24 protein-coding genes and 1 pseudogene are annotated in these 23995 nt (G+C 71.0%); 6 read left to right on the forward strand and 19 right to left on the reverse strand.

Going from position 1 to position 23995, the window contains the following annotated elements:
* Nucleotides 1–8: 8 nt before the first annotated feature.
* Nucleotides 9–770 carry a tetratricopeptide repeat protein gene (locus ADK67_RS17465; RefSeq protein WP_053717479.1) on the forward strand — a complete coding sequence of 254 codons (762 nt, stop codon included), beginning with the start codon at nucleotides 9–11 and terminating at the stop codon, nucleotides 768–770.
* A 37-nt stretch (nucleotides 771–807) separates the two neighbouring features.
* Here the strand turns inward: ADK67_RS17465 and ADK67_RS17470 are convergent, their stop codons facing one another.
* From ADK67_RS17470 to ruvC, 7 genes and pseudogenes are all read right to left on the reverse strand, one after another.
* Nucleotides 808–1326, reverse strand: coding sequence for an adenine phosphoribosyltransferase (locus ADK67_RS17470; protein ID WP_053717480.1), 519 nt, complete (start codon nucleotides 1324–1326; stop codon nucleotides 808–810).
* Nucleotides 1323–2519 carry a protein translocase subunit SecF gene (gene secF / locus ADK67_RS17475; protein ID WP_053717481.1) on the reverse strand — a complete coding sequence of 399 codons (1197 nt, stop codon included), beginning with the start codon at nucleotides 2517–2519 and terminating at the stop codon, nucleotides 1323–1325. Before secF ends, ADK67_RS17470 begins: the two co-directional genes overlap by 4 nt.
* Before the next feature lies 1 nt (nucleotide 2520).
* Complete coding sequence (gene secD / locus ADK67_RS17480; RefSeq protein ID WP_053717482.1) at nucleotides 2521–4368, reverse strand: protein translocase subunit SecD; 1848 nt, start codon at nucleotides 4366–4368, stop codon at nucleotides 2521–2523.
* Between the two features lie 139 nt (nucleotides 4369–4507).
* Nucleotides 4508–4876, reverse strand: a complete 369-nt coding sequence (gene yajC / locus ADK67_RS17485; RefSeq protein ID WP_053717548.1) for a preprotein translocase subunit YajC — start codon at nucleotides 4874–4876, stop codon at nucleotides 4508–4510.
* A 98-nt stretch (nucleotides 4877–4974) separates the two neighbouring features.
* Complete coding sequence (ruvB, locus tag ADK67_RS17490) at nucleotides 4975–6030, reverse strand: Holliday junction branch migration DNA helicase RuvB (protein ID WP_053717483.1); 1056 nt, start codon at nucleotides 6028–6030, stop codon at nucleotides 4975–4977.
* Nucleotides 6027–6617 (reverse strand): Holliday junction branch migration protein RuvA, encoded by a 591-nt coding sequence (gene ruvA, locus ADK67_RS17495; RefSeq protein WP_053717484.1) that lies wholly within the window; start codon nucleotides 6615–6617, stop codon nucleotides 6027–6029. Before ruvA ends, ruvB begins: the two co-directional genes overlap by 4 nt.
* Before the next feature lie 107 nt (nucleotides 6618–6724).
* Nucleotides 6725–7303: pseudogene (gene ruvC, locus ADK67_RS17500) on the reverse strand (crossover junction endodeoxyribonuclease RuvC); the annotation flags it as partial.
* Nucleotides 7304–7482: 179 nt separating this feature from the next.
* Here ruvC and ADK67_RS17505 point away from each other — a divergent pair.
* A complete protein-coding gene (locus tag ADK67_RS17505) occupies nucleotides 7483–9006 on the forward strand; it encodes a GGDEF domain-containing protein (RefSeq protein ID WP_053717485.1) in 1524 nt (507 codons plus the stop codon).
* Nucleotides 9003–9449 carry a cupin domain-containing protein gene (locus ADK67_RS17510; protein ID WP_053717486.1) on the forward strand — a complete coding sequence of 149 codons (447 nt, stop codon included), beginning with the start codon at nucleotides 9003–9005 and terminating at the stop codon, nucleotides 9447–9449. Before ADK67_RS17505 ends, ADK67_RS17510 begins: the two co-directional genes overlap by 4 nt.
* On the opposite strand, the gene ADK67_RS17515 is transcribed toward ADK67_RS17510, so the two are convergent.
* Both ADK67_RS17515 and ADK67_RS17520 read right to left on the reverse strand, forming a co-directional pair.
* The gene (locus tag ADK67_RS17515; protein WP_053717487.1) at nucleotides 9446–10210 is read right to left on the reverse strand and encodes a DUF899 family protein; all 765 of its coding nucleotides are present in this window, start codon (nucleotides 10208–10210) and stop codon (nucleotides 9446–9448) included. The genes ADK67_RS17510 and ADK67_RS17515 overlap by 4 nt on opposite strands.
* 16 nt (nucleotides 10211–10226) lie before the next feature.
* Nucleotides 10227–10730, reverse strand: coding sequence for a DinB family protein (locus ADK67_RS17520; RefSeq protein WP_053717488.1), 504 nt, complete (start codon nucleotides 10728–10730; stop codon nucleotides 10227–10229).
* A gap of 118 nt (nucleotides 10731–10848) precedes the next feature.
* Between ADK67_RS17520 and ADK67_RS17525 the strand changes: the two genes are divergently transcribed.
* Nucleotides 10849–11901 carry an ATP-dependent DNA ligase gene (locus ADK67_RS17525; RefSeq protein WP_197289494.1) on the forward strand — a complete coding sequence of 351 codons (1053 nt, stop codon included), beginning with the start codon at nucleotides 10849–10851 and terminating at the stop codon, nucleotides 11899–11901.
* A 37-nt stretch (nucleotides 11902–11938) separates the two neighbouring features.
* A complete protein-coding gene (locus tag ADK67_RS17530) occupies nucleotides 11939–12898 on the forward strand; it encodes a helix-turn-helix transcriptional regulator (protein ID WP_053717489.1) in 960 nt (319 codons plus the stop codon).
* A gap of 29 nt (nucleotides 12899–12927) precedes the next feature.
* Here ADK67_RS17530 and ADK67_RS17535 read toward each other — a convergent pair whose 3' ends face one another.
* The 10 genes from ADK67_RS17535 to ADK67_RS17580 form a co-directional block, all read right to left on the reverse strand.
* Entirely contained in the window at nucleotides 12928–13149 is a 222-nt protein-coding gene (locus ADK67_RS17535; RefSeq protein WP_053717490.1) for a hypothetical protein, read from the reverse strand.
* Nucleotides 13150–13255: 106 nt separating this feature from the next.
* Complete coding sequence (locus ADK67_RS17540) at nucleotides 13256–13858, reverse strand: uracil-DNA glycosylase (RefSeq protein ID WP_082403543.1); 603 nt, start codon at nucleotides 13856–13858, stop codon at nucleotides 13256–13258.
* Nucleotides 13859–13934: 76 nt separating this feature from the next.
* Entirely contained in the window at nucleotides 13935–14687 is a 753-nt protein-coding gene (locus ADK67_RS17545; protein WP_053717492.1) for a DUF427 domain-containing protein, read from the reverse strand.
* Between the two features lie 68 nt (nucleotides 14688–14755).
* A complete protein-coding gene (locus ADK67_RS17550; RefSeq protein ID WP_053717493.1) occupies nucleotides 14756–15259 on the reverse strand; it encodes a hypothetical protein in 504 nt (167 codons plus the stop codon).
* A 61-nt stretch (nucleotides 15260–15320) separates the two neighbouring features.
* Nucleotides 15321–16733 (reverse strand): GH1 family beta-glucosidase, encoded by a 1413-nt coding sequence (locus ADK67_RS17555; RefSeq protein ID WP_053717494.1) that lies wholly within the window; start codon nucleotides 16731–16733, stop codon nucleotides 15321–15323.
* Between the two features lie 46 nt (nucleotides 16734–16779).
* Entirely contained in the window at nucleotides 16780–17790 is a 1011-nt protein-coding gene (locus tag ADK67_RS17560) for an ABC transporter ATP-binding protein (RefSeq protein ID WP_053717495.1), read from the reverse strand.
* Complete coding sequence (locus ADK67_RS17565; RefSeq protein ID WP_053717496.1) at nucleotides 17787–18779, reverse strand: ABC transporter permease; 993 nt, start codon at nucleotides 18777–18779, stop codon at nucleotides 17787–17789. The genes ADK67_RS17560 and ADK67_RS17565 overlap by 4 nt, the downstream gene beginning before the upstream one ends.
* Before the next feature lie 3 nt (nucleotides 18780–18782).
* The gene (locus tag ADK67_RS17570) at nucleotides 18783–19763 is read right to left on the reverse strand and encodes an ABC transporter permease (protein WP_053717497.1); all 981 of its coding nucleotides are present in this window, start codon (nucleotides 19761–19763) and stop codon (nucleotides 18783–18785) included.
* Nucleotides 19760–20836 (reverse strand): ABC transporter ATP-binding protein, encoded by a 1077-nt coding sequence (locus tag ADK67_RS55375; protein WP_053717498.1) that lies wholly within the window; start codon nucleotides 20834–20836, stop codon nucleotides 19760–19762. The genes ADK67_RS17570 and ADK67_RS55375 overlap by 4 nt, the downstream gene beginning before the upstream one ends.
* Nucleotides 20833–22491: an ABC transporter substrate-binding protein gene (locus tag ADK67_RS17580; RefSeq protein ID WP_053717499.1), complete on the reverse strand. Its 1659-nt coding sequence runs from the start codon at nucleotides 22489–22491 to the stop codon at nucleotides 20833–20835. Before ADK67_RS17580 ends, ADK67_RS55375 begins: the two co-directional genes overlap by 4 nt.
* 186 nt (nucleotides 22492–22677) lie before the next feature.
* Between ADK67_RS17580 and ADK67_RS17585 the strand changes: the two genes are divergently transcribed.
* Nucleotides 22678–23940, forward strand: a complete 1263-nt coding sequence (locus ADK67_RS17585) for an ROK family transcriptional regulator (protein WP_053717500.1) — start codon at nucleotides 22678–22680, stop codon at nucleotides 23938–23940.
* The last annotated feature ends 55 nt before the right edge of the window (nucleotides 23941–23995 follow it).

A 23995-nucleotide genomic window follows, 5' to 3' on the forward strand; every position in this document is an offset into this window, starting at 1 on the left:
TGGCACGCATGACGGAGAACGTAGACCAAACGGCAGAGCGCCTCCGCTGCCAGTGGCTGGAGATCCCCCACACCTACGGCCTGGCGGCCACGCTGGAGGTGCACCGGGCCACCCTCGACCTCGCCACCCGACACCCGCTCGCCGAGTCCGCCGCCGTCCCGCTGGAAGTCGCCGCGCAGGTCTACGCCCGGATGGGTCTGTTCCTGGCCGCCACCACCATGGCGGCACGTGCGGTCGAACTCCGCCGCGACCTCTGCCTCGACCAGGCGACCGCGGACCGACTCGGCAGGCACGTCTTCGCCCTCGACCTGCTGGCGAGCATCTACCGCGCCCGCGGCATGACGGACGCCATCACCGGCTGCCTCGTCCAGCTGGTCGAAATGCACTTCACCTGCGAGAACAACATCGGCGTCGCGTGGGCCGTCCGCGAACTGGGCGCGCACGCGCTCCTCACCGGCGACTTGGACAACGCGATCGCCAAGTTCACCCGGGCCGACGAGCTCTACACCGAGTACGACCCCGACACGGACCCTGACCTGAGCACGGAACGCGGCGAGTGCCGCGTGCTCCTCGGCCGCGCCCGCCTGGCCCAAGGAGACCGCGAATCAGCCCTGCTCTGGTTCAAGCGGGCAGCCGACGACTTCACCACCGCCGGCGCCGACGCGCTCGTCCTCGAAACCGAAGCGCTCCAGACCGCCGTGCACTCCTCCGCCGAGCCGCCACCGCCGGACCAGCTCGTGATCGGCGACTTCGGGGTCATCGCCTGGTAGGAACGGCGACCACACTCAACCGATCGCACTCAACCGATCACACACTCAACAGGGCGTTGACCTCTCGGCCCGCCAGCCGCTCACGGCCGCCCAACCCGGGGATCTCCAGCACCACCGACACCCCCGTCACCACACCACCGGCCCGCTCGACCAGCTCGCACGCCGCCGCGGCCGTGCCACCGGTCGCCAGCACGTCGTCGACCACGACCACGTGCTGACCGGGCACGACGGCCTCCGCCGGCAACTCCAGCGTGGCCGTCCCGTACTCCAAGTCGTACGACACCCGGTGCGCCACCGCGGGCAGCTTGCCCGGCTTGCGCAGCGGCACGACGCCGTAGTGCCAGCCGTAACCCAGCGCGGCGCCCAGCAGGAAGCCCCGCGACTCGATCGCGGCCACTACCTGGGTGTCGGGGTGGATCTTGTCCTGCAGGGCGTCGACCACGGCGCGCAACGCGTCCGGGTCGGCGAGAACCGGCGTGAGGTCCCGGAAGACGACCCCCGGCAGGGGGAAGTCCGGGACCTCACGCAGCAGCCCTAGGGCGCGGTCGAGCTTCAACGGTGCTTCTTGCCCGTCGGGCGGCGCCGCGCGTCGCCTGCCTTGCCGGTCCGCGCGGGCACGCCCGCCGCGGCCGCCATGGCCTTCTCCTTGCGCAACTCGGCCTGCAACGACTCGTCGTCGGTCGACTCCACGATGTCGCCACCGCCGGCGACCTCGGTGGTCGCCTCACCGGCGGCGGCCTTGCGGGCCAGGTTGTCGCGCCGTGCCTGGACCCGGGCGGCCTGCGCCTTGTACCGGGCGTCGCGCATCTTCAGGTCCACCGCGATCGGGGTCGCGATGTAGATCGACGACAGCGCGCCGATGACGATGCCGGTGAGCTGCACCAGCGCCAGGTCCTTCAGCGTGCCGACGCCGAGCAGGCCGACGCCGATCGCCAGCAGGCCCAGCACCGGCAGCACCGCGATCAACGAGGTGTTGATCGAGCGCATCAGGGTCTGGTTGACCGCCAGGTTCGCGGCCTCGCCGTAGGTGCGGCGGGTGAGGCCGAGCAGGCCGCGGGTGTTCTCCCGGACCTTGTCGAACACCACCACCGTGTCGTACAGCGAGAAACCGAGGATGGTCAGCAGACCGATCACCGTCGCCGGCGAGACCTCGAAGCCGACGATCGAGTACACGCCCGCCGTGATCACGACGTCGTGCAGCACCGCGACGAGCGCGGCGATCGCCATCGACAGCTCGAAGTACAACGCCAGGAAGATCATCACCGCGACGAAGAACACGAGGAGCGCGATCAACGCCTGGCTGGTGATCTCACCACCCCACGAGGCGGACACCGCGCTGTCGCTGATGGCGTCCGTGCCGCCGTTGGGCTTCAGGTCCTCGTTGAGCGTGGTCTTGAGCTTCAGGACCTGGTCGGCGTTCAGCGTCTCCGACCGGATCTGGATGGTCGCCGAGTCGCCGGTGCCCACGGTCTGCGTGGCGGCGGGCTCCTTGCCGAGCGCCTTCTCGAACGACTCCTTGGCCGCCTCGATGCTGATCGGGCCCGAGGAGCTGACCGCGGGCATCTGGACGCGCGTGCCACCGGTGAAGTCGATACCCCGGTTGAAGCCCTTGAACACGATCGACAGGATGCAGATCAGCAGGATGACGCCGAACACCACGTACCAGCGCTTGCGCTTGCCGACGATGTCGAACGCGCCGTTGCCGACGTAGAGCCGCTGGAAAACGTTGCGCTTCTTCGTCTCGGCCACGTCAGACCTCCTTCACAGCGGTGCTCTTCGCACCCAGCGGCGCGCGGTCGTCGACCGCGGCCTGAGCTGCGCCGCCCAGACCCGAGAGCTTCGGGTTGGACAGGCGCTTCGACTTGGAGATGATGCTGACCAGCGGGTGCGTCACCAGGAAGACCACGACCAGGTCGAGCACGGTCGACATGCCGAGGGTGAACGCGAAGCCCTTCACCTGGCCGACGGCGAGCACGTACAGGATGGCCGCGGCGAGGAAGCTGACCATGTCCGCGGACAGGATGGTGCGACGGGAGCGGACCCAGGCGCGCGGCACCGCGGACCGGAACGACCGGCCTTCGCGCATCTCGTCCTTGAGCCGTTCGAAGAACACCACGAACGAGTCCGCGGTGATACCGATCGACACGATGAAACCGGCGATGCCCGCGAGGTCGAGGGTGAACCCGATCCAGCGGCCGAGCAGCACCAGCACCGAGTAGACGATCACACCGGAGAGGGCGAGCGACAGGATCGTCAGCAGGCCGAGCAGGCGGTAGTAGAACAGGCAGTACACGAACACCAGCAGCAGGCCGATGCCGCCGGCGATCAGACCGGCTTCCAGCGAGGCCAGGCCCAGCGTCGCGGACACCGTCTCGGCCTCGGAGGCCTCGAACGACAGCGGCAGCGAGCCGTACTTGAGCACGTTGGCGAGGTGGGTCGCCTCGCTCTGGCTGAACTTGCCGCTGATCTGCGTCGAACCGCCGAGGATGGGCTCGTTGATGTTCGGCGCGGACACGACCTGGGTGTCGAGCACGACGGCGACCTGCTGCGAGACGTTCGCCGAGGTGAACTTGCCCCACTTCTCGCCGCCCTCGCCCTTGAAGGTGAGGTCGACGACGAAGCCCGCGCCCTGCGGGTCGGTGCCGGACACCGCGTTGTCGATGTCCTCGCCGCTCAGCCGCGAGTAGAGGCTGAAGTCGTCGTCCTTCACGCTGCCGTCGGTCGGCGGGGTGACCGGGGCCAGCACGTACTTCTCGGTGCGGTCCTGGTCACAGGTCAGCAGCGGCAGCGCCGGGTCGTCGTTGCCGATCAGCGGGTCGACCGCCGGGCAGGTGAACGCGCCGAGCGCCTGGGACACGGTCTGCGCGTCCAGCGTGGTCAGCTGCGGGTCCTGCCGGCAGGTGCGGGACTCCTCGATGGCCTTGGTCGGGTCCTCGGAGTACTGGCCCTGGAACACCGCGCGGCAGTCGACCTGCGACTCGGCGGGCGGCTGCTCACCGGCGGGCGCGTTCGGGTCCGCGGGCGGCGTCGCGGGCGTCGTGGTCGACTCCGGCTGGCCCTCGAACGCCGGCGCCGGACGGCCCTGCGCGGTCGTCGTCGGCGCGACGGACGCCGCGGTCTCGGTCGGCTCCTTGCCGTCGCCCGCGGGCGGCGCGGCCGAGCCCGACGTCGTCGGCGGCGCGCTGCTCTCGGTCGGCTGCTCCGGCTCCGGCGCGTTGGGCACCGGCGAACCGATGACCTTGCGGAAGTTGAGCTTCGCCGTCTGGCCGAGGCGCTTGGCTCCCTCGCTGTCGGAGCCGGGGACCGTGATCACCAGGTTGGTGCCGTCGCGGATGACCTCGGGACCGGCCACGCCCAGACCGTTGACGCGCGTCTCGATGAGGGTGCGCGCCTGGTTGAGCGACTCCTCCGACGGCGTCTTCCCATCAGGAGCCCGGGCGGTCAACGTGACACGGGTGCCACCCTGGAGGTCGATGCCGAGCTTGGGGGTCGCCTTGCCGTTCCCGGTGAAGAACACCAGGGAGTACAGCGCGACCACGATGAGGACAAATGCGCCCAGGTACTTCGCGGGGCGGATTTGCCCGGCCGGAGGTGCCACGGTCCGTCCGTCTCCTGATAGTTGACAAGGTCAGCGAGGCCGCAGCGTACCCCTGATGGTGTGAGCTGCGCGTCACTGCCTGGAGTCGGCACGTTGACAGTTGCCGGCTCCAGGCGAGGGGTCCGCTGGTTACTTCTGGTTACTTCTTGCTCTCCTGCTGTGCGCGTTCGGCGTCGGCGGTCTCGTCCACGACGTCCTCGACATCTTCGACGTCGTCCACGACCGCGTCGGTCTCGGTGTCCACGACAACCTTCTCGCGGATGGCCTGGCGGAGCCAAGTGGTGATGACGCCGTCGGCGATCTCGAGCTCGATCGTGTTGTCGTCGTCGTTCACGCCGGCCACCGTCGCGTACAGCCCGGAGGTGGTCATGACCCGGTCACCCGGCTCCAGGGAGTTCAGCAGCGCCTGCTGTTCGGCGACGGCCCGCTTCTGCTTGCGGGCGCTGAGGAACAGCGGCACCGCGAGCAGCACGAGCAGCAGCGGGAACATCAAGGAGGACAGGTCCATCATTCTCCGATCAACCGGACGGGGCGAGCGCGATCAGCGCCCGGTACGTCCGAATTTCTGGGGTGCCGCTGCCGATTGTGCCAGGTGAGTAATACCGATCACTCGGTGGCGTCGTCGAACAGGGATCGGGTGGCCTCCCCCGGCGCCCGCGGCGGCGGCTGCAACCCCAGGTGCAGCCAGGCCGTGGCGGTGGCGACGCGACCACGGGGCGTGCGCGCCAACATCCCGGCCCGGACCAGGTACGGCTCGCAGACCTCCTCCACCGTGGTGGGCTCCTCACCCACCGCGACGGCCAGCGTGGAGACGCCGACCGGGCCGCCGCCGAACGAGCGGACCAACGCGTCCAGGACCGCCCGGTCCAGCCGGTCCAGGCCCAGTTCGTCCACGTCGTAGACCTTCAGGGCGTCGCGGGCGACCTCCAGGGTCACCGCGCCGTCCGCGCGCACCTCTGCGTAGTCCCGAACCCGCCGGAGCAGGCGGTTCGCGATGCGGGGCGTGCCGCGGGACCGGCCCGCGATCTCCCGGCCGCCGTCCTCGCGCAGGTCGACGCCGAGGATCGTGGCCGACCGGCGGACGATCAGCTCCAGCTCCTCGGGGCTGTAGAACTCCATGTGCCCGGTGAAGCCGAACCGGTCGCGCAGCGGGCCGGTCAGCGCGCCGGAGCGGGTGGTGGCGCCGACCAGCGTGAACGGGGCGATGTCGAGCGGGATGCTGGTCGCGCCGGGTCCCTTGCCGACGACCACGTCGACCCGGAAGTCCTCCATCGCCAGGTACAGCATCTCTTCGGCGGGCCGGGCCATCCGGTGGATCTCGTCGATGAACAGCACGTCGCCCTCGACCAGGTTCGACAGCATCGCGGCCAGGTCGCCCGCGCGTTCGAGGGCGGGGCCGGAGGTGATGCGCAGCGACGCGCCCAGCTCGGCGGCGATGATCATGGCGAGGCTGGTCTTGCCCAGGCCGGGCGGGCCGGACAGCAGCACGTGGTCGGGGGGCGAGCCGCGTTGCAGCGCGCCCTGCAGGACCAGTTCGAGCTGTTCGCGGACCTTCGGCTGGCCGACGAACTCGTGCAGGTCCTTCGGCCGGAGGGTGGTCTCGAGGTCCCGCTCGGTCGGGTCGGGCAGCGGGTTGAGGGTGTCGTCTTCGTCGTGGTTCATCGCTTGCGGCCCAGGGCGGCCAGGGAGCGGCGGAGAACTTCGGAGGTGCCGAGCGCGCCGTCGGCGGCCAGCACGGCGTCGACGGCCTGCTCGGCCTGCTTGGCCGGGAAGCCGAGGCCGAGCAGCGCTTCGGCGACCTGCGCGCGGACCTGGCCGGTGTCGCCGGTGGCGCTCGGCGCGGGCGCGAGTTGGCCGACCTTGTCGCGCAGCTCGATGATCAGCCGTTCGGCGCCCTTGCGGCCGATGCCGGGCACCTGGGTGAGCACGGTGATGTTGCCCTCGGCGAGGGCGGCGCGCAGCTTGTCCGGCTCCAGCACGGCCAGCGTCGCCAACGCCAGCCGCGGCCCGATCCCGGAGACGGTCTGGAGCAGGCCGAACAGCTCGCGGGCGTCGGCGTCGGCGAACCCGAAGAGGGTCAGCGAGTCCTCGCGCACCACCAGCGCCGTGGCCAGCTGGGTCTCCTCGCCGCGGCGCAGCGTGGCCAGCGTGGCGGGGGTGGCCTGCACGGCGTAGCCGACGCCGCCGACCTCGACGACGACGTGGTCGAGCCCGATGGACAGCACCTGCCCGCGCAGTGACGAGATCACTGACCCTTACCTGCTTCCCGCTTGTCGATCGTCGTGGCCTTGGCCGGTGCGGCGTCGGCCGTCGTGGCCTTGGCGGACGCGGCCTTGGCCCGTGCCGCCGGCCGGGTGGCCGTCGGCGTGGCCGATGCCTTCGCACCCGCCTGCGCCAGTCTCGCGCGGTGCGTCCGGGCGATCTCAGCCGCCCTCGCCTGCGCCTCCTCCAGGCGCGACCGCATGGGCGCGCGCCACAGGTGGCAGATGGCCAGCGCGAGCGCGTCGGCGGCGTCGGCGGGCTTCGGGGCGGTCTTCAGCCCGAGCAGCTTGGTGACCATGGCGGTGACCTGGGCCTTGTCCGCCCGCCCCGACCCGGTGACGGCGGCCTTGACCTCGCTCGGCGTGTGGAACACGACCGGCAGGCCGCGGCGGGCCGCGGACAGCGCCACCACACCGCCCGCCTGCGCCGTGCCCATCGCCGTGCGCACGTTGTGCTGGCTGAACACCCGCTCGATGGCCACCACCTGCGGCTCGTAGCGGTCCAGCCACTGCTCGACCGCGTCGGAGAGCTGGAGCAGCCGCAACGCCAAGTCCTCGTCCGCGGGCGTGCGCACGACGTCCACGGCGACCGGCCGCACCGTCCGGCCGGGACCGCCGTCGACCACCCCGAACCCGCACCGGGTCAAGCCGGGGTCGACTCCGAACACGCGCACGCTGGTCCTCTCGACAGCCGACGAACACCAGTTCGAAACCTTAGAGGGTGATCACCGCGGACGGCCCGCTGACACGCGCACGGTGACGAACAGGTACCCCCGGATCGACACAGCGTCACGAGGTCAATACAGTGGCTCGGTCATCTGATCGGCTCCAGAGGCGGCATGAGCGGGGTGCCATGACCCTGAGGCGGTTCGGCGTCGTCTCCGTCGCCGTCTGCGCTCTGGTCGTCTGCGTCGTCTGCCTCGTCGTCTCCGGGGTGCTGGACCGGCCGACGTCCGTCGCGATCGACAAGTTCACCCAGTTGCTCGCCGCGGTCGCCGCGATGGTGTCGTACTGGCGGGCCGCGCGGGCCCGGCAGGGTGTGGCGCGGCGCTGGCGGCTGTGGATGGTCGCGGCGATGGCGAGCCTGGCCGTCGGGCTGGCCGTGTGGATCTGGGGCCAGGTGTTCCTCGGGGTGTCGCTGCCCTCGTCGACGCTGGCGCCGATCGGGTTCATGCTCGTGCCCGGGCTGACGCTGTGCGCGATCCTGGTGCTGGCGCACGGCGGGTCGGGCAAGCTGCCCGGCCACCGCAGCAAGCTCGTGGTCGCGCTGGACGGGCTGATCGTGGTCGGCTCGCTGTTCGTGCTCACGTGGGTGTCGCTGCTGGAGTCGATGGTCCGCGCGTGGGCCACCTCCGGTCCCGGATTCGCGACCGTCGTCGCGCACCCGGCCGCCTACCTGGTGACGCTGGTCGTGCTGCTGGTGTCGTCGTGGACGCACCGGTCGGTGCGGCAGCTGCCGGTGCTGTTCATCGCGCTGGCGGGCCTCGCGCAGTCGGCGTCGGGCTGGGTGTTCGCGTACCTGGTGAGCAAGGGCGCCACCGCCATCCCCACGGCCGCCGACATCGGGTTCATGGTGTGCCCGGCGTTGTTCTTCCTCAGCTCGATCGCGCCGAGCAACGCCGCGCGGGAACGGGTCGGCGCGGCCCGGCTGCGCGCGGGCGAGCTGCTGCACCTGCTGGTGCCGTACCTGCCGATGCTGGTCACGGGCCTGTTCATCGTGGTGGGCACGGCGACCGGCGTGCGGCTCAACCCGCTGGAGATCTACGTCGGGCTGGGCGTGGTGCTGCTGGTGATCGCCCGGCAGCTGCTGACCCTGATCGACAACGTGAAGCTGCTGGAGCAGCTGCGGGACAGCCGGGAACGGCTGCGGCACCAGGCGTACCACGACCCGCTGACCGGGGTGCCGAACCGGGCGCTGTTCCGGGAACGGCTGGACGCGGCGCTGGCCGGGACGTCGCCGGTGGTGGTGCTGTTCATCGACGTGGACGGGTTCAAGGACGTCAACGACAACTTCGGCCACGCCGAGGGCGACGCGGTGCTGCGGATCGTGGCGGCGAGGTTGCAGGCGTGCGTGCGGCCGCAGGACGTGGTGGCCCGGCTGGGCGGTGACGAGTTCGGCGTGCTGGTCGACGGCTACCCGCAGCCGCCGGAGGAGATCGGGCGGCGGGTGCTCGGCGCGCTGGACGAGCCGCACCGCACCGAGAACGGCTCGCACGTGATCCGCGCGTCGATCGGGATCTCGCACCGCGAGGCGTTCGACCCGTCGCTCACCGCCGACGACCTGCTCGGCACGGCGGACGCGGCGATGTACACGGCGAAGCGGCTGGGCAAGGGCATGGTCGTGGTGCACGGAACGGTGGAAGCGGAGCTGACATGAACGCCGAGGACGTCATCGCGGCGCTGGGCCTGGCCGAGTTGCCGGTGGAGGGCGGGTGGTTCGGGCAGTCGTGGCGGTCGCCCGAGGTGTCCGCGATCTACTACCTGCTGCGCGAGGGCGAGTTCTCCGGCGTGCACAAGCTGGACCACGTGGAGATCTACGCCCACCACCTCGGCGCGCCGTTGCGGATGCTGTTGCTGCACCCGGACGGCACGGTGACCACGCCCGTGCTGGGCCCGGACCTCGCCGCGGGACAGCGACCGCAGGTGGTCGTGCCGGCGGGGGTGTGGCAGGCCAGTGAGCCGGACGGCGAGTGGTCGTTGGTCGGCACGGTCGTGGTGCCGCCCTACACCGACGACGTGGTCACCTTCGGCGAGGCCGACACCCTCGCGCCGCGCTACCCCTCGCACGCCGACCTGATCCGGCGGCTCTGCCGGCTCTAGTCCCGGCCCAGGGTCTCCACCGGGGTGGCGCCGGGACGGGTCCACTGCGGCACGGGGCGGCTGGTCGGGCCCCAGGTGGCGTGGCCGTCCGCGTCCGCACGCCAGGACCAGCACGCGTGCTGCCCTTCGGGCCACCCCTCGGGCTTGTCCTCCCACGTCTCGCCGCGGCCGTAGGGCGTCATCTCCAGCAGGCCCAGCGACGCGTTGACCCGCTCGTTACCGCGACCCGTCGTGCGGTAGGTGAGGAACGTGCGGTCGCCGTCGCGCAGGAAGCACGTGAGGTAGCCCATGTCGCCGCCGACCGGCGCGGCCACGTCCCGCACCGAGTACCAGGGCTGGGTGTAGCCCATGAACTCGACGTACGACGCCACCTCGGCCCAACGGCCCGTGGTCAGGACGGCGAACGAGACGCCGCGGGCGTTGAGGTAGACGGCGTCCTTCAGGTGCCAGGCCGTGGTGGTGCAGCCCTCGCACTGCCCCTGGTGCGGCGCGCCGTCGTACCACATGTGCTGGTAGACGACGAGTTCGTCACGGCCCTGGAACAGGTCGAGGAACGGGACCGGGCCGTCGGGTCCGACGACCTCGACCGCCCCGTCGAACTCGACCATCGGCAGCCGGCGGCGGGCCGCCGCGATGGCGTCGCCCTCGTGCGTGTGTGCCTTCTCGCGGACCAGCAGCTCGTCGCGGGCGGCCTGCCAGGTGGCCGGGTCGACCACGGGCGGCCGGACGGGCGTCGCCGTGGTCGGGTCGTCGGGCGTCATGGTGTCCTCCGGGGTGTCAGCCCATCGTCTTCTGGCCGTCCAGGGTCTCGCGGATGATGTCCGCGTGGCCGGCGTGCTGCGACGTCTCGGCGATCAGGTGCAGCACCACGCGGCGGACGGTCCACGAGGCGCCCTGCTCGAACCACGGCGCGACCGGCAGCGGGTGCGCGGTGTCGAGGTCCAGGTCGTGGAGGAGCCGTTCGGTCTTCGCCGCCGTCTCCTCGTAGTCCGCGAGCAGCCCTTCCAGCGTCTCGTCCGCCAGCATGCGGAAGCCGTTCTCCCAGTCCGACGGCACGCTCTCCATCGCCTCCGCGCCGCCGACCGCGAAGCGCATCCAGCCCTCTTCCGTGGAGCGGACGTGCTTGATGAGGCCGCCCAGGGAGAGCGCGCTGGCCGTGGGCGCCTGCCGCGCCTGGTCGTCGCTCATCCCGCGGACCGTGAAGCGGAGGAAGTCGCGGTGCTTGGCCAGCGTCGACAGCAGGTCGGAGAGCTCGGTCGAGAGGGTCGCGGTGGTGCTCATGGTGGTGTTCTGCCTTCCGTTTCGGCGTTCTGGCACCACCCTATGAACCAATGCGGACAGGTTCCGCCCTCGATTCGGTTCCACGGTGAATCCCACTCGTTCGATTTACGCTCGGCGCGTGGACCTCCCCGTGATGCCGCCCGTGCGACCGATGCTCGCCAAGGCCGTGCACTCGGTGCCGCGCGCGCCGGGGCTCGTTTACGAGCCGAAGTGGGACGGGTTCCGGTGCGTCGTGTTCCGCGACGGCGCCGAGCTGGAACTCGGGTCGCGCAACGACCGGCCGTTGACCAGGTACTTCCCCGAGGTGGTCGAGGTGCTGGCGGCCGGGTTGCCGCCGCGGTGCGTGGTGGACGGCGAGATCGTCATCGTCACGCCCGAGGGGTTGAGCTTCGACCTGCTCCAACTGCGGCTGCACCCGGCCGCGTCACGGGTGCGCAAGCTGGCCGTCGACACGCCGGCCGGGTTCGTCGCGTTCGACCTGCTCGCGCTGGACGACCGGGACCTGACCGGGACGCCGTTCGGTGAACGGCGGCGGCTGCTCGAAGAGGTGCTGCGGGACGTGCCGGGGCTGTACCTGACGCCGGCGACGGACGACCCGGACGTGGCCGAGGACTGGTTCACCCGGTTCGAGGGCGCGGGGTTCGACGGCGTGGTGGCCAAGCGGACCGACCTGCCGTACGAGCAGGACAAGCGGGTGATGTGGAAGGTCAAGCACGAGCGGACGGCCGACTGCGTGGTGGCCGGGTTCCGGCCGCACAAGGACGGCGTCGGCGTCGGCTCGCTGCTGCTCGGGCTGTTCGACGACGCGGGAGCGCTGCACCACGTCGGCGTGGCCAGCAGCTTCACCGCCGAGCGCCGCCGTGAGCTGCTGGCGGAGCTGGCGCCGTACCGGGAGAACGCGCTCGCCGACCACCCGTGGGCGGAGTGGGCCGCGATCGACGCCGCCACGCCGGGCGCGCAGAGCCGGTGGAACCCGACGAAGACGCTGACCTGGGAGCCGGTGCGGCCGGAGCTGGTCGCCGAGGTGCGCTACGAGCACCTCCAGTCACGCCGGTTCCGGCACACGAGCAGGCTGGTCCGCTTCCGGCCGGACCGCACGCCCGAGTCGTGCACGTACGCCCAGCTCGAAGAGGTCGCGCCGGCGGAGCTGATGGACGTGTTCGGCAAGTAGGTCAACAACCGTCCTACAGATCGGGCATCCTGACGGCGTGACCGACACCGCGGGCCGGCTGCTGACCCTGTTGTCGCTGCTCCAGACGCCGCGCGAGTGGCCGGGCAGCGAGTTGGCGCGGCGGCTGGAGGTCAGCCCGCGCACGATCCGCCGCGACGTCGACCGGCTGCGCGAGCTGGGTTACCCGGTCGAGGCGTCGATGGGCGCGGAGGGCGGCTACCGGCTGGTCGCGGGCACGGCCATGCCGCCGTTGCTGCTGGACGACGAGGAGGCCGTGGCGATCGCGGTCGGGTTGCGGACGGCGGCGCGGCAGACCGTGGCGGGCATCGAGGAGGCGTCCGTGCGGGCCATGGCGAAGCTGGAGCAGGTGCTGCCGGCCCGGCTGCGACGGCGGGTCGGGGCGTTGGGCGCGGCGACGTTGCCGGTGGTGCTGGGCGCCGACGGGGTGACGGTGGACCCCGAGCACCTGACCGTGCTGGCGTCCGCCATCGCGAACCGGGAACGGCTGCGGTTCCGGTACTCGGCGGCGGACGGCGCGGAGAGCAGGCGGCACGTCGAGCCGCTGCACCTGGTGCCGTCCGGGCGGCGGTGGTACCTGGTGGCGTTCGACCCGGAGCGCGACGACTGGCGGTTCTTCCGGGTCGACCGGATGACCGCGTTGTCACCCACCGGGGCGAGGTTCGCGCCGCGGGCGCTGCCCGCCGACGACCCGGCGGCCTACCTGGCCGAGCACATGCTCAGCCGGGCGCCGACCTACACGGCGGTGGCGACGGTCCGCCTGCCCGCCCGTGACGTGCGGGCCAGGTTCCCCGGCGTGGACGTCGAGGCCGTCGACGAGCGGACGTGCGTGCTCCGGAACTTCACCGACACGGTCGAGTACCTGGCGTTCCACCTGCTGCAGCTGGGGTGCGAGTTCGAGGTGCACGAGCCGCCCGAGCTGGTCCGGCACCTGCGCGAGCTGCACGACCGGATCGGGCGGGCGGTCGGTCCGGGCTGAGGGCACGCGGTCGCGCGGCGCGGGGCGGATCACGCGGCGGCCAGCAGCGCCCGGCCGTCGTCGGTCAGCCTCGCGGGGCCGGCCTGCGCCGCGATCAGGCCCGCCCGCGCCAACCGCGGGCCGACGAACTGGTCGCAGCAGCAGAGGCCGTCGACCAGCAACGTGCCCGCGGCGTACTCGCACCGGCCCGCCGCGACGGCGCGGAGCACCGCCCGGTCCCTCCCGCTGATGGCGGTGATCGTGGCGTCCATGACGGTCTCCCTCCGTGCGTCGGGTGCTTCTACCCGTACGACGAAGCGGACCTCTCCGGAATCGACACGGCCCGGTCGCGAGCTCCGGTGTACCGATTCCGAACGCTCACTCGGCCGCCTTGGCGGCCTCCCGGCAGGCGTCCACGAGCTGGGGCCACCGGCCCGCCCGGTCGCGGTTGATCGACAGCGGCGACGGGTGGGGCGCGTTGAACACCTTCAGCTTGTGGCCGCGGCCGGACAGCGTCCAGCCCGTGCCCGCGGGCCTGCCCAGCACCACGACCGCCTTGAGCGAGGTCAGCATCCGCAGCAGCTCGACCAGGTAGGGCACGGCCGCGCGCAGGTCGGCGGGCGACGGCTCCCGGTTGGCCAGGTACCAGGGCACCACGTTCCAGCTCAGGCTCACCCGCCGGGACAGGCCCGCCTCGGCCATCGCGGCGAACACGTTGGCCGCGGTCGGGTCGTCGTTGTCCGGCGAGTTGATGCCCGAGCCCGACGACGCGGGCCCGGGCGACTCGAGCAACAGCAGGACCTTGGCGTCGACGCCGCCGCTGGCCGGGTCGAACAGCGGCACGTCGGCCTTGCGCTCGGTGGCGATGCGCTGGGCGAACTCCGTCAACTTCGCCAGGTGGGGCGCTTTGAGCAGAGCCATCTTCCGAGCGACGACCACGGGGTTCCGGTGTGCCCTCGGGGTGGAGGGGAAGACGTCCATGGGCGCTAGCGTTCCCGTCTTGATCAGGCACTACCATCCGCCGTCCGGGCGGCGCCCCGAGGATCTTGCCGGCCGGTCAGCCGACGTGGGTGCGGGGCTTCTCCTCCAGGACGCCGTCGACGTAAGTGTCGACCTTCTCGTTGTAGAACGCGACCAGACCCGCGACCTGCCTGCTCTCCGGCAGCGGGTTGCGGTAGCCCCAGACGACGTTCTCGTGCGTCTCGTCGCCGAGCACGACCGACCAGTACTCGGCGGTGCCCTTGTACGGGCAGCTCGTGCGCAGGTCGGTCGCCCGCAGGAGGTCCAGCCGGACGTCGGTCATCGGCAGGTAGTAGCGGGCGGGCAGCCCGGTCTCGAACAGGATCACCGGGCGGTGCGAGTTCGCGACCTCGACGCCGCCGACCTCCACCCGGATGTGCCTGCTGCTGGGCAGCGCGTCGACCCTGGTGTACGGGTCGCGCGGGTGGACGTAGACCGGCTCGTCCTCCTCGAACCACTCGTCCATCGCGTCCCAGTCGAGCCGGACCAGGTCGCGCAACGCCTCCAGCGGCGAGTCCGGGTAGCGCAGCCCCGCGCCCGCCGCCGTGCCGGAGCCGGTCTTCACGTCGAACAGCTCGCCGTTGCCCCGACTGGGTGATCGCTTCACCTCGCCGGTCGGCACCAGGTTCGCCCGGACGTCCTCCGCCGGGAAGTAGTACGTGGGGTAGTACGGCTTCTCCCACACCAACGTCGGCCGTGTGGTGTCCACGACCAGTTCGCCCGCGAGGTAGGCCCGAACCCGCTTGGTCCCGGTCTCCAGCCGCACCCGTCCGCGTTCCGCAGCACTCATGATGTCGAAGCTACGCCCGAGTCGGCCCGGCCGGCCGGCGCCGCGCTTCTCCGGTGTTGCCCAACGGTCTAGCCAAGTCGTGCCGACTGCGCCGCCCGGGCCGTCACGATCGACGCCGCCAGGTCGCGGGTCTCCTGGTCCGCGCCGCTGTCCTGCTCGCCGCGCGCGAGCAGCGCCGACTGGGCCAAGTGCTCGCGCAGCGTCGCGGGCAGGCCCGTCGGGTCGAGGCGCAGGCCCGCCAGGTCGGCCTCCGACACCAGGCCGGGCATCTCGTGGCCGGCGTGCGGGTTCTCGTCCGACAGCCCGGCACGCGCGCGCAACCGCTTGAGCTGAGCCAACTCCCGCTCGTGCGACACCTCCAGCTCCGCCGCGAACGGCGCCAGCTCGGGCGGTGCGAGGGCGAGCGCGGGCAGCAGCTGCTCGTTCATCGGGATCATCAGCTGGATCCACGCGGTGTCGGTGGCGTTGAACGGCGACGCCGCCGGCGGCGGAGCGGGCGCCGGAGCGGGCGTGCAGGCGGCGAGGAGCAGCAGCGCGGCGGTCGCGGCCGACGTGCGGAGTGTTCGGGACACCGTTGTCCTCCTGCCCGGGAGGGCCGGGGGATGTGCTCCCTCCGGCCCTCCGGCGGTTGCGTCAGCTGCCGCGGACGCGGCGGATCGTGTCGCGGTACCAGAGCGCGCTGCTCTTCAGCGTGCGGACCTGGGTGTCGTAGTCCACGTGCACCAGGCCGAACCGCTTGTCGTAGCCGTAGGACCACTCGAAGTTGTCCATCAGCGACCACGCGAAGTACCCGCGCACGTCCGCGCCCTCCGTGCGGGCCTTGGCGACGGCCGCGATGTGCGACTCCAGGTAGGCGGTGCGGTCGTCGTCCCGGACGAACCCGGCCTCGTCGGCCTTGTCGTCGAACGCGGCGCCGTTCTCCGTGATGACCATCGGCACGCCCGGGTACTCCGCGCCGATCTGCACCAGCAGGTTCGTGAAGCCCTCGGGCACGATCTCCCAGTCCATCGCGGTCACCGGGCGGCCGTAGCGGACTTCCCGGCACACCGGCACGCCGTCGGCGTCCTCCGTGTTGCCCGCCTCGTCCACGCCGGAGAACTTCGAGCTGGAGTAGTAGTTCACGCCCAGCACGTCGATGGGCTGCTTGATGACGTCCAGGTCGCCCGGCTCCTCGGGGATCTTCACCCCGCGCGCGGCCAGGTCGTCCACCACGTCGGCCGGGTAGTGGCCGCGCACCAGCGGGTCCAGGTAGATCCGGCGGGACAGGCCGTCCGCCCGGCGGGCCGCGTCGTGGTCGGCGGCGCTGTCGGTGGCCGGGGCGGCGTGGCTCATGTTCAGCGTGATGCCGAACTCCATCGGCACGGTGGCCGCCTCGCGCATCCGCCGCGTCGCCAAGCCGTGGCCGAGGAGCAGGTGGTGCACGGCGTGGATGGCCGCCTCGAAGTCCTGCCTGCCGGGCGCCTGGCGGCCCTCGTAGTAGCCGAGCATCGCCGAGCACCACGGCTCGTTGAGCGTGGTCCAGTGGCGCACCCGGTCGGACAGCGCGTCGAACACGAGCATCGAGTAGTCGGCGAACCGGTAGGCGGTGTCGCGGACCGGCCAGCCGCCCGCGTCCTCCAGCTCCTGCGGCAGGTCCCAGTGGTAGAGCGTGACCCACGGGTCGACGCCCTTGGCCAGCAGCTCGTCCACCAGCCGGTCGTAGAACGCCATGCCGGCCGCGTTGACCGGCCCCTTGCCGCCCGGCTGCACGCGCGGCCAGGCGACGGAGAACCGGTAGGTGTCCACGCCGAGCGAGCCGATCAGCGCGACGTCCTCGGGCATGCGGTGGTAGTGGTCGCACGCGACGTCGCCGTTGTCGCCGTTGTGCACCATGCCGGGCGTGCGGCAGTACGTGTCCCAGATGGACGGCCCGCGTCCGTCCTCGTCGTGCGCCCCCTCGATCTGGTACGCGGACGTCGCCACGCCCCAGCGGAACGAGGCGGGCAGGGTGTCGATCGCGGGGTCGAGCCCTGCGGTCGGCGCCGTGGTGTCGGTGTAACTGTCCACTTGGGAAAACTCCTCTGGAGGTCGGAACCCGTCGTCGTGGACGGGATCAGAGCCCGTTGTCCTGAACGGGGTGCAGCCAGCAGGCCACGGTGCGGTCGGCGGGCCCTGGTCGGTCACCGGGGACGCCGAGCACCGGGACCTCCACACCGCAACGCTCCATCGCGTGCGGACAGCGTGGGTGGAACGCGCAGCCCGCGGGCATGGCGCGCAGGTCCGGCGGTGAGCCGGGGATGCCGGTCAGCTCGCGCTTCGGTCCGCGCAGCGCGGGGAACGAGTTGAGCAGGCCGTGGCTGTACGGGTGCAGCGGGTCGCGGTAGAGGTCGGCCGAGGCCGCCTCCTCGACGATCCGGCCGCCGTACATGATCGCGATCCGGTCGGAGAACTCGACCAGCAGCGACAGGTCGTGGGTGATGAACACGACCGAGAACCCGAGCCGTTCGCGCAGCTCGACGAGCTGGCGCAGGATCTGCCGCTGCACCACCACGTCCAGCGCGGTGGTCGGCTCGTCCATGATGACGACCTTCGGCTCCAGCGCCAGCGCCATGCCGATCATCACGCGCTGCCGCATGCCGCCGGAGAGCTGGTGCGGGTAGCTGTCCAGCCGGTCGGCCGAGATGCCGACGAGGTGCAGCAGCTCGCGGGCGCGGGCCAGCCGGGACGCGCTCGTGCTGCGCGGGTCGTGCGCCTTGATCACGTCGGTGAGCTGGGTGGAGATCCGGTGCACCGGGTTGAGCGAGTTCATCGCGCCCTGGAACACGATCGCGGTCTCCGCCCACCGGAACTTCCGCAGCGTGGCGTGGTCCATCCGGAGCACGTCCACCGGGTCGCCGCCGTCGGGGTGGTACAGCACCTCGCCGCCGGTGATCACGCCCGGCGGCGGCAGGAGCCTGGTCAGGCCGTAGGCCAGGGTGGACTTGCCGCTGCCGCTCTCCCCCGCGAGGCCGAGGACCTCGCCCCGGTGGAGGGTGAGGTCGACGTCGCGGATCGCGTGCACGGCGTCGTCGCCCAGGCCGTAGTCCACGTTCAGGCCGCGGATCTCCAGCACCGCGTCGGTCACGGCGTCTCCCTTCCCTCGGACCGGGTCTTCGTCGCGAGCACCGGCGTGAAGCCGACGCGCATCCGGACCGTGTGGCCGTCGGCGGTCTTGACGTTGCTCTTGCCGCCGCCGCGCAGCCGCGGGCTGACGAACTCGTCGATGCCGAAGTTCACCAGCGACAGCGCGGTGCCCAGGAGCGCGATGGCCAGGCCCGCGGGCACGAACCACCACCACGCGCCCTGCGCGAGCGCCTGCTGGCTCTGCGCCCAGTACAGGACCGTGCCCCAGTTCCAGTCGCTGCCCGCGCCGATGCCGATGAACGCCAGCGTGATCTCCAGGGTCACCGCGAAGATGACCGTGCCGACGAACCCGGAGGCGATGACCGCGGTGAGGTTGGGCAGGATCTCGAACAGGATGATCCGCCACGTCTTCTCGCCGGTCGCCCGCGCGGCCTCCACGTAGTCACGTCCGCGCAGCGACAGCGTTTGCGCGCGGAGCACGCGTGCGCCCCAGGCCCACGACGTGAGGCCGATGACCAGGGCGATGGTGAGGGTGCCCGTCTCCGGCAACGTCGACGTGATGATGATCATCAGCGGCAGCGCCGGGAGCACCAGGAACACGTTGGACAGCGCGGACAGCACCTCGCTGCCGGCGCCGGCCAGGTAGCCGGACGTGACGCCGACCAGGATCGACAGGATCGTGGCCACGATGCCCGCGACGAACCCGACGACGATGACGCTGCGCGTGCCGACCACGACCTGGCTGAAGATGTCCTGGCCGAGGTGGGTGGTGCCGAACCAGTGCGCGGCCGACGGTCCCTGGAGCAGGTCGCTGCTGCGCCCCGACGGGTCGTACGGTGCGATCCACGGGCCGACGACCGCGATCAGGGCGAAGAAGCCGAGGATGACCAGGCCGGTGGTGGCCTTGGGGTTGGCCACGAACCGCAGCCTGCGGCGCTTGACGGGCGCGGCGACCGGGGTGGCCGTCCCGGTGGTGGGAACCACGGTCACGGCTCAGCCCTCCCGTCGGGTGCGCGGGTCGAGCGCGAGGTAGGCCACGTCGGCGAGGAAGTTCGCCAGCAGCACGGACAGCGTGATGATCAGGAAGATGCCCTGCATGAGCGGGTAGTCCTTGGCGCCGACGGCCTGGTAGAGCTGCAGGCCGAGACCGGGGTAGGAGAACACGATCTCCACCAGCAGCGTGCCGCCGACGATGAAGCCGAGCGACAGCGCGAACCCGGAGACGTTGGGCAGCAGCGCGTTGCGCGCCGCGTACGACACCATCACGCGCCGGTCGGACAGGCCCTTGGCGTGCGCGACGGTGACGTAGTCCTCGGAGGCGACCGTGACCATCATGTTGCGCATGGACAGGATCCAGCCCGCCATGGACGAGATCAGGATGGTGAACGCGGGCAGGATGCCGTGCCGCACCACGCTGCCGATGAACTCCAGGTCCGGGTTGGGCACCAGGCCGTTGTCGTAGGCGCCCGACGCCGGGAAGAAGCTGTCCGGGCCGGTGAGCAGCGCGATCGCGATCAGGCCGAGCCAGAAGTACGGGATGGACGACACGAACGTGGTCACCGGGATGAGCGCGTCGGCCCACGAGCCGCGTCGCCAGCCGATGCCCGTGCCCAGCGCGGTGCCGATCAGGAAGCCGAGCACGGTGGTGATGCCGACCAGGCCCAGCGTCCACGGCAGGCCGTCGCCGAGCACCTGCGTCACCGGTGACGGGAAGTGGGCGAACGACAGGCCGAGGTCGCCGCGGAGCAGCTGCCCGAGGTAGTCGACGTACTGCTCGACCAGGCTCGCGTCCTTGTCCAGCCCGAACAGCACGTACAGCGACTGCACGGCCTCGCTGGTCATCTGGCCGCGCGACCGGGTGATCAGCGCCTGCACCGGGTCGCCGGGGATGACGCGCGGGATGAAGAAGTTGATGGTGATCGCGGCCCACGCGGTGAACAGGTAGAACGCGATCCGCTTGAGGAGGTAGCTCACGACACCTCCTCGCGCAGCTTGACCTTGTCGGCCCCGGACAGGTCGTCGCCGTAGAGCCAGCACGCGGCGAAGTGCCCGTCCCCGTCGCCGATCGCGAACCGCGGCGGCACCTTCTCGGCGCAGACCTTCATCGCGTGCGGGCAGCGGGGGTTGAACCGGCAGCCGGCAGGCGGGTCGATCAGCGACGGCGGCTCGCCCGTGCCGCCGTCCTTCTCCTGCGCGGCGGGCCGGTCGGGGTCCGGCGCGGAGTCGATCAGCAGCTGCGTGTAGGGGTGCGCGGGCCGTTGGGTGACGGTCTCGCTCTCGCCGCCCTCGACCACGCGACCCGCGTACATCACGTACGTCTCGTCGGCGAAGTAGCGCGCCGAGGCGATGTCGTGGGTGATGTAGAGGATCGCGAGGTGCAGGCGTTCCTTGAGGTCCCGCAGCAGGTTCAGCACGCCGAGCCGGATGGAGACGTCCAACATGGACACCGGCTCGTCCGCCAGCAGCACCTCGGGGTCGGCGCCGAGGGCGCGGGCGATGGCCACGCGCTGGCGCTGGCCGCCGGACAGCTCGTGCGGGAACTTGTCCACGTACCGCTCGGGCGGGGTGAGCTGCACGCGGGTGAGGAGGTCGGCCAGCGCCTCCTCCAGCTCCTGGGACGTCTTGCCCGCGTTGCCGTGGATCTTCAACGCCCGGGTCAGGTGGTAGCGCACGGTGTGCACGGGGTTCAGCGAGGCGAACGGGTCCTGGAAGATCATCTGGACCCGCTTGCTGTACGCCCGGAAGCGCCTGCCGCCCTTGGCGTCGACCGGCTCGCCGCGCAGCCTGATCTGCCCTGACGTCTGGGGGTAGAGCTGCGCCAGCAGCCGGGCCACCGTCGACTTGCCCGAACCGGACTCGCCGACCAGCGCGGTGACCCGGCCGCGGTGCAGCCTGAGCGTCACGTCCTCGACCGCACGCACCGCGCGCGTGGTCCGGGACAGCAGCTCGCGCCCGCGTTTGCGGACCGGGAAGTGCTTGGTCAGGCCATCGGCCTCCAGGACCACCTCAGTGGTCCCGGAGGCCGACGGTGCGGTGCCGGTCGTCATGCGGCCGGCTTCAGGTGCATGACGACGTCGAGCGCGTTCTCCAGCGTGGGCTGGGCGGGCGCGTACGGGTTGGCCTGGTCCGGCCAGCCGACCCAGTTCTTGGTGCTGTACTGGCCGCCCGCGTTCGCCGCGGAGGTGATGGCGACCGGCATGTCCCGCACGAAGATCTTCTGGAGCTGGTGCAGGGCCGCGTTGCGGGCGGTGTCGTCGGCGGCGTTGGCGTACTCGTTGAGCAGCGTGGTCGCCTCGGGGTTCTCGTAACGGCCGTAGTTGCCGTTGATGCCGCCCTCGCCGATCGGCTTGAACAGCGCGCCGTTCATGATGTTCTCGTAGATGTCGTACGGCGTCGGACCGTTGTTGGTCCAGTGCAGCGCGGCCTGGAAGTCACCGGTGTCGAGCGCCTTGCTCCACGCGTCGGCGTTCGGCAGGTCGACCGTGGCCTCGATGCCGATCTTGGACACGTTGTCCTTGATGATCTCCAGGTTCGTCACGTAGTCCGACCAGCCGGACGGCACGGTCATCTTCAGCGTGACGGGCTGGCCCGACGGGTCCTTGAGCTTGTCGCCGTCGAAGGTGAAGCCGGCGGCGGTCAGCTCCTTCTTGGCGCCGTCGACGTCGACGTTGACGACCTTGCTCTTGAACTCCGGCGCGAGGTACGAGTCGCCGGCGGGCGTCGGGATGCCGGTGATGTTGTCGACCTTCGGGTAGAAGTACCCCGCCTCGCCCTGGGTGAAGATGTCGTCGCGGTTGATCACCATGTTGACCGCGCGGCGCAGGGCCGGGTTGTCCCACGGCTTGACCTTGGTGTTGAACCACAGGCCGTGGATGCCGAGCACCGGCGGGAAGTAGAGCTTGTAGTGCTCGGGGTCCTTGGAGGTGTAGACGGCCTCGTAGTTCGGGATGAACACGAAGCTCCACTCGGCCGCGCCGGTCGCCAGGGCGGTGGTCTGCGCGTTGTTGTCGCTGTAGGAGGTGTAGCGGACCTCCTTGACCTTCGGCAGCTCCTGCCAGTACGAGTCGCGCACGGTCAGCGTGACGGTCTGCGAGGTGAACGACTTGAGCGTGTACGGGCCGCTGCCGACCGGGGTCTTGACCGCGTCCGTGCTCGGGTTGGCGATCGTCGACCAGATGTGCTTGGGCACGATCAGCTGTTCGAGGATCTTCTTCTGGTTGACGAACTGCGACCTCGGGAAGCCGACGTCCACCTTGTTGCCCGACGAGGAGACCCTCTCGTAGGGGACGGAGTCGACGTTCAGGCCGGGGTTCTTCTGCAGCAGCTCGAAGGTGAACGCCACGTCCTCGGCGGTCAGCGGCTTGCCGTCGGACCACGTCGCGCCGTCGCGGATGGTCAGGCTCAGCTTGCTGAAGTTGTCCGACCACGTCCACTCGGTGGCCAGCCACGGCTTGGGCTTCTCCGTGGGGTTGGTCTCGTTGACCATCGCCAGCGGCTCGAAGAGGAGCCGGCGGTAGCCGAGCGAGCTGGCCGCGGACGTGTTGAGGAACGGGTTGTTGTTCTCGGTCTGCGGACCGTTCGGCATGCCCACGTTCAGCACGCCTTCGTTCGTCTTGTTCGCACCGGGGTTCGAGGTCGAACAGGCTGCCGAGAACAGCAGTGCTGCCGCGACGGCGAGAGCGGACGTTCGCCTGAGTCGCATGGGTTCTCCTTGTCGGGCGGGGGAAGGGCGAGCGCTCGTGAGTGCGGGCCGCGTGTGCCATCGCGGCTGGGACGCTGGACGCGTCCTCGTGTCGTTGCAGACTCAACCCCGGTGAGCCAAGTCACGTCAATCACGAACAGGTTACAAACTTAGACTAATTTTAAGTCGCAAACTAAGGTCCGTGGCGTGGCACCGAAGCGCACCACCGTCCGCGACCTGCGTCGGCAGAACCGTTCGACGTTGCTGTCGACGCTGTTCTTCGACGGGCCGTTGAGCAGGTACGAGCTGTCCCGGCGGTCCGGGCTGTCGGCGGCCACGGTGTCGAACGTGACCGGTGAGCTCGTCGACGACGGGCTCGTGGTGGAAGCGGGTTCGGTCGACTCCGACGGCGGCCGGCCGCGCGTGCTGCTGCGGGTCAACCCCGCGTTCGGGCACGTGGTCGGCGTGGACGTCGGCGAGACCGGGATCAAGGTCGAGCTGTTCGACCTGTCGCTGACCCAGCTCGCCGCCTTCGACCACGCGCTCTCCCCCTCGTCCCCCGCCGCGGTGGCGTCGTTGATCGCGTCGGCGGTCCGGGATGTGGTCACGTCGGCGGGTGTCGACGCGTCGACCGTGCTCGGGGTGGGGATCGGGGTTCCGGGGACGGTCGAACAAGGGGCCACCGCGGTGGTGCACGCGCCGACCATCGGGTGGGACGGCGTGCGGCTGGAGGAGCTGGTGGCGGACGCCTCCGAGTCCGCCTGGCCGTTGTACGTGGAGAACGGGGCGAAGACCCAGGGCCAGGCCGAGATGTGGTTCGGCGCCGGTCGCGGGGCCCGGCACGTGGTCATAGCCCTCATCGGGTCCGGCGTCGGTGCGGCGGTCGTGACCGATGGCGGCGTGTACCGGGGTGCGACCAGTTCGGCGGGCGAGTGGGGGCACACGACCATCATGTACGGCGGGCGACCGTGCCGGTGCGGTGCGTTGGGCTGCTTGGAGGCGTACGTGGGCGCCGAGGGCATCCTCGACCGGTACCGCAAGGCGCGTGGGCGTGAACTGCCCGAAGGTGACGAGCAGTCGAGCGTGGCCGCGTTGATCGAGGCCGCCGCCCGCTCCAAGACCGCCGCCCGCGTGCTGGAGGAGACCGCCGGTTACCTGGGCGCGGGCATCGCGAACCTGGTGAACCTGTTCAACCCCGAGCGGATCGTGCTGGGCGGGTGGGCCGGGCTGGCCCTCGGCGCGCACCAGTTGGACCGCATCGTCGCCGCGACCCGTGCGCACGCGTTGCGGCACCCGTACGAGCAGATCTCGATCCAGCTGGGCCGGTTGGGGCCGGACGCCGTGGCCGTGGGCGCCGCCACCCTGCCCGTCGCCGCGCTGCTGGACCGTGCGGCCGACCCGCGGAAGCCGACGTCGCCCGACCTGAGCGTTGAACTCGGGGTACCTGAGCGTTCGACACGCGTGTTCTGAGCGTAGGACACGCGTGTTCTGAGCGTTCGACACGCGTGTTCTGAACGTAGGACAC

The organism is Saccharothrix sp. NRRL B-16348 (genome assembly GCF_001280085.1).
In the GTDB taxonomy this organism is placed as follows: domain Bacteria; phylum Actinomycetota; class Actinomycetes; order Mycobacteriales; family Pseudonocardiaceae; genus Actinosynnema.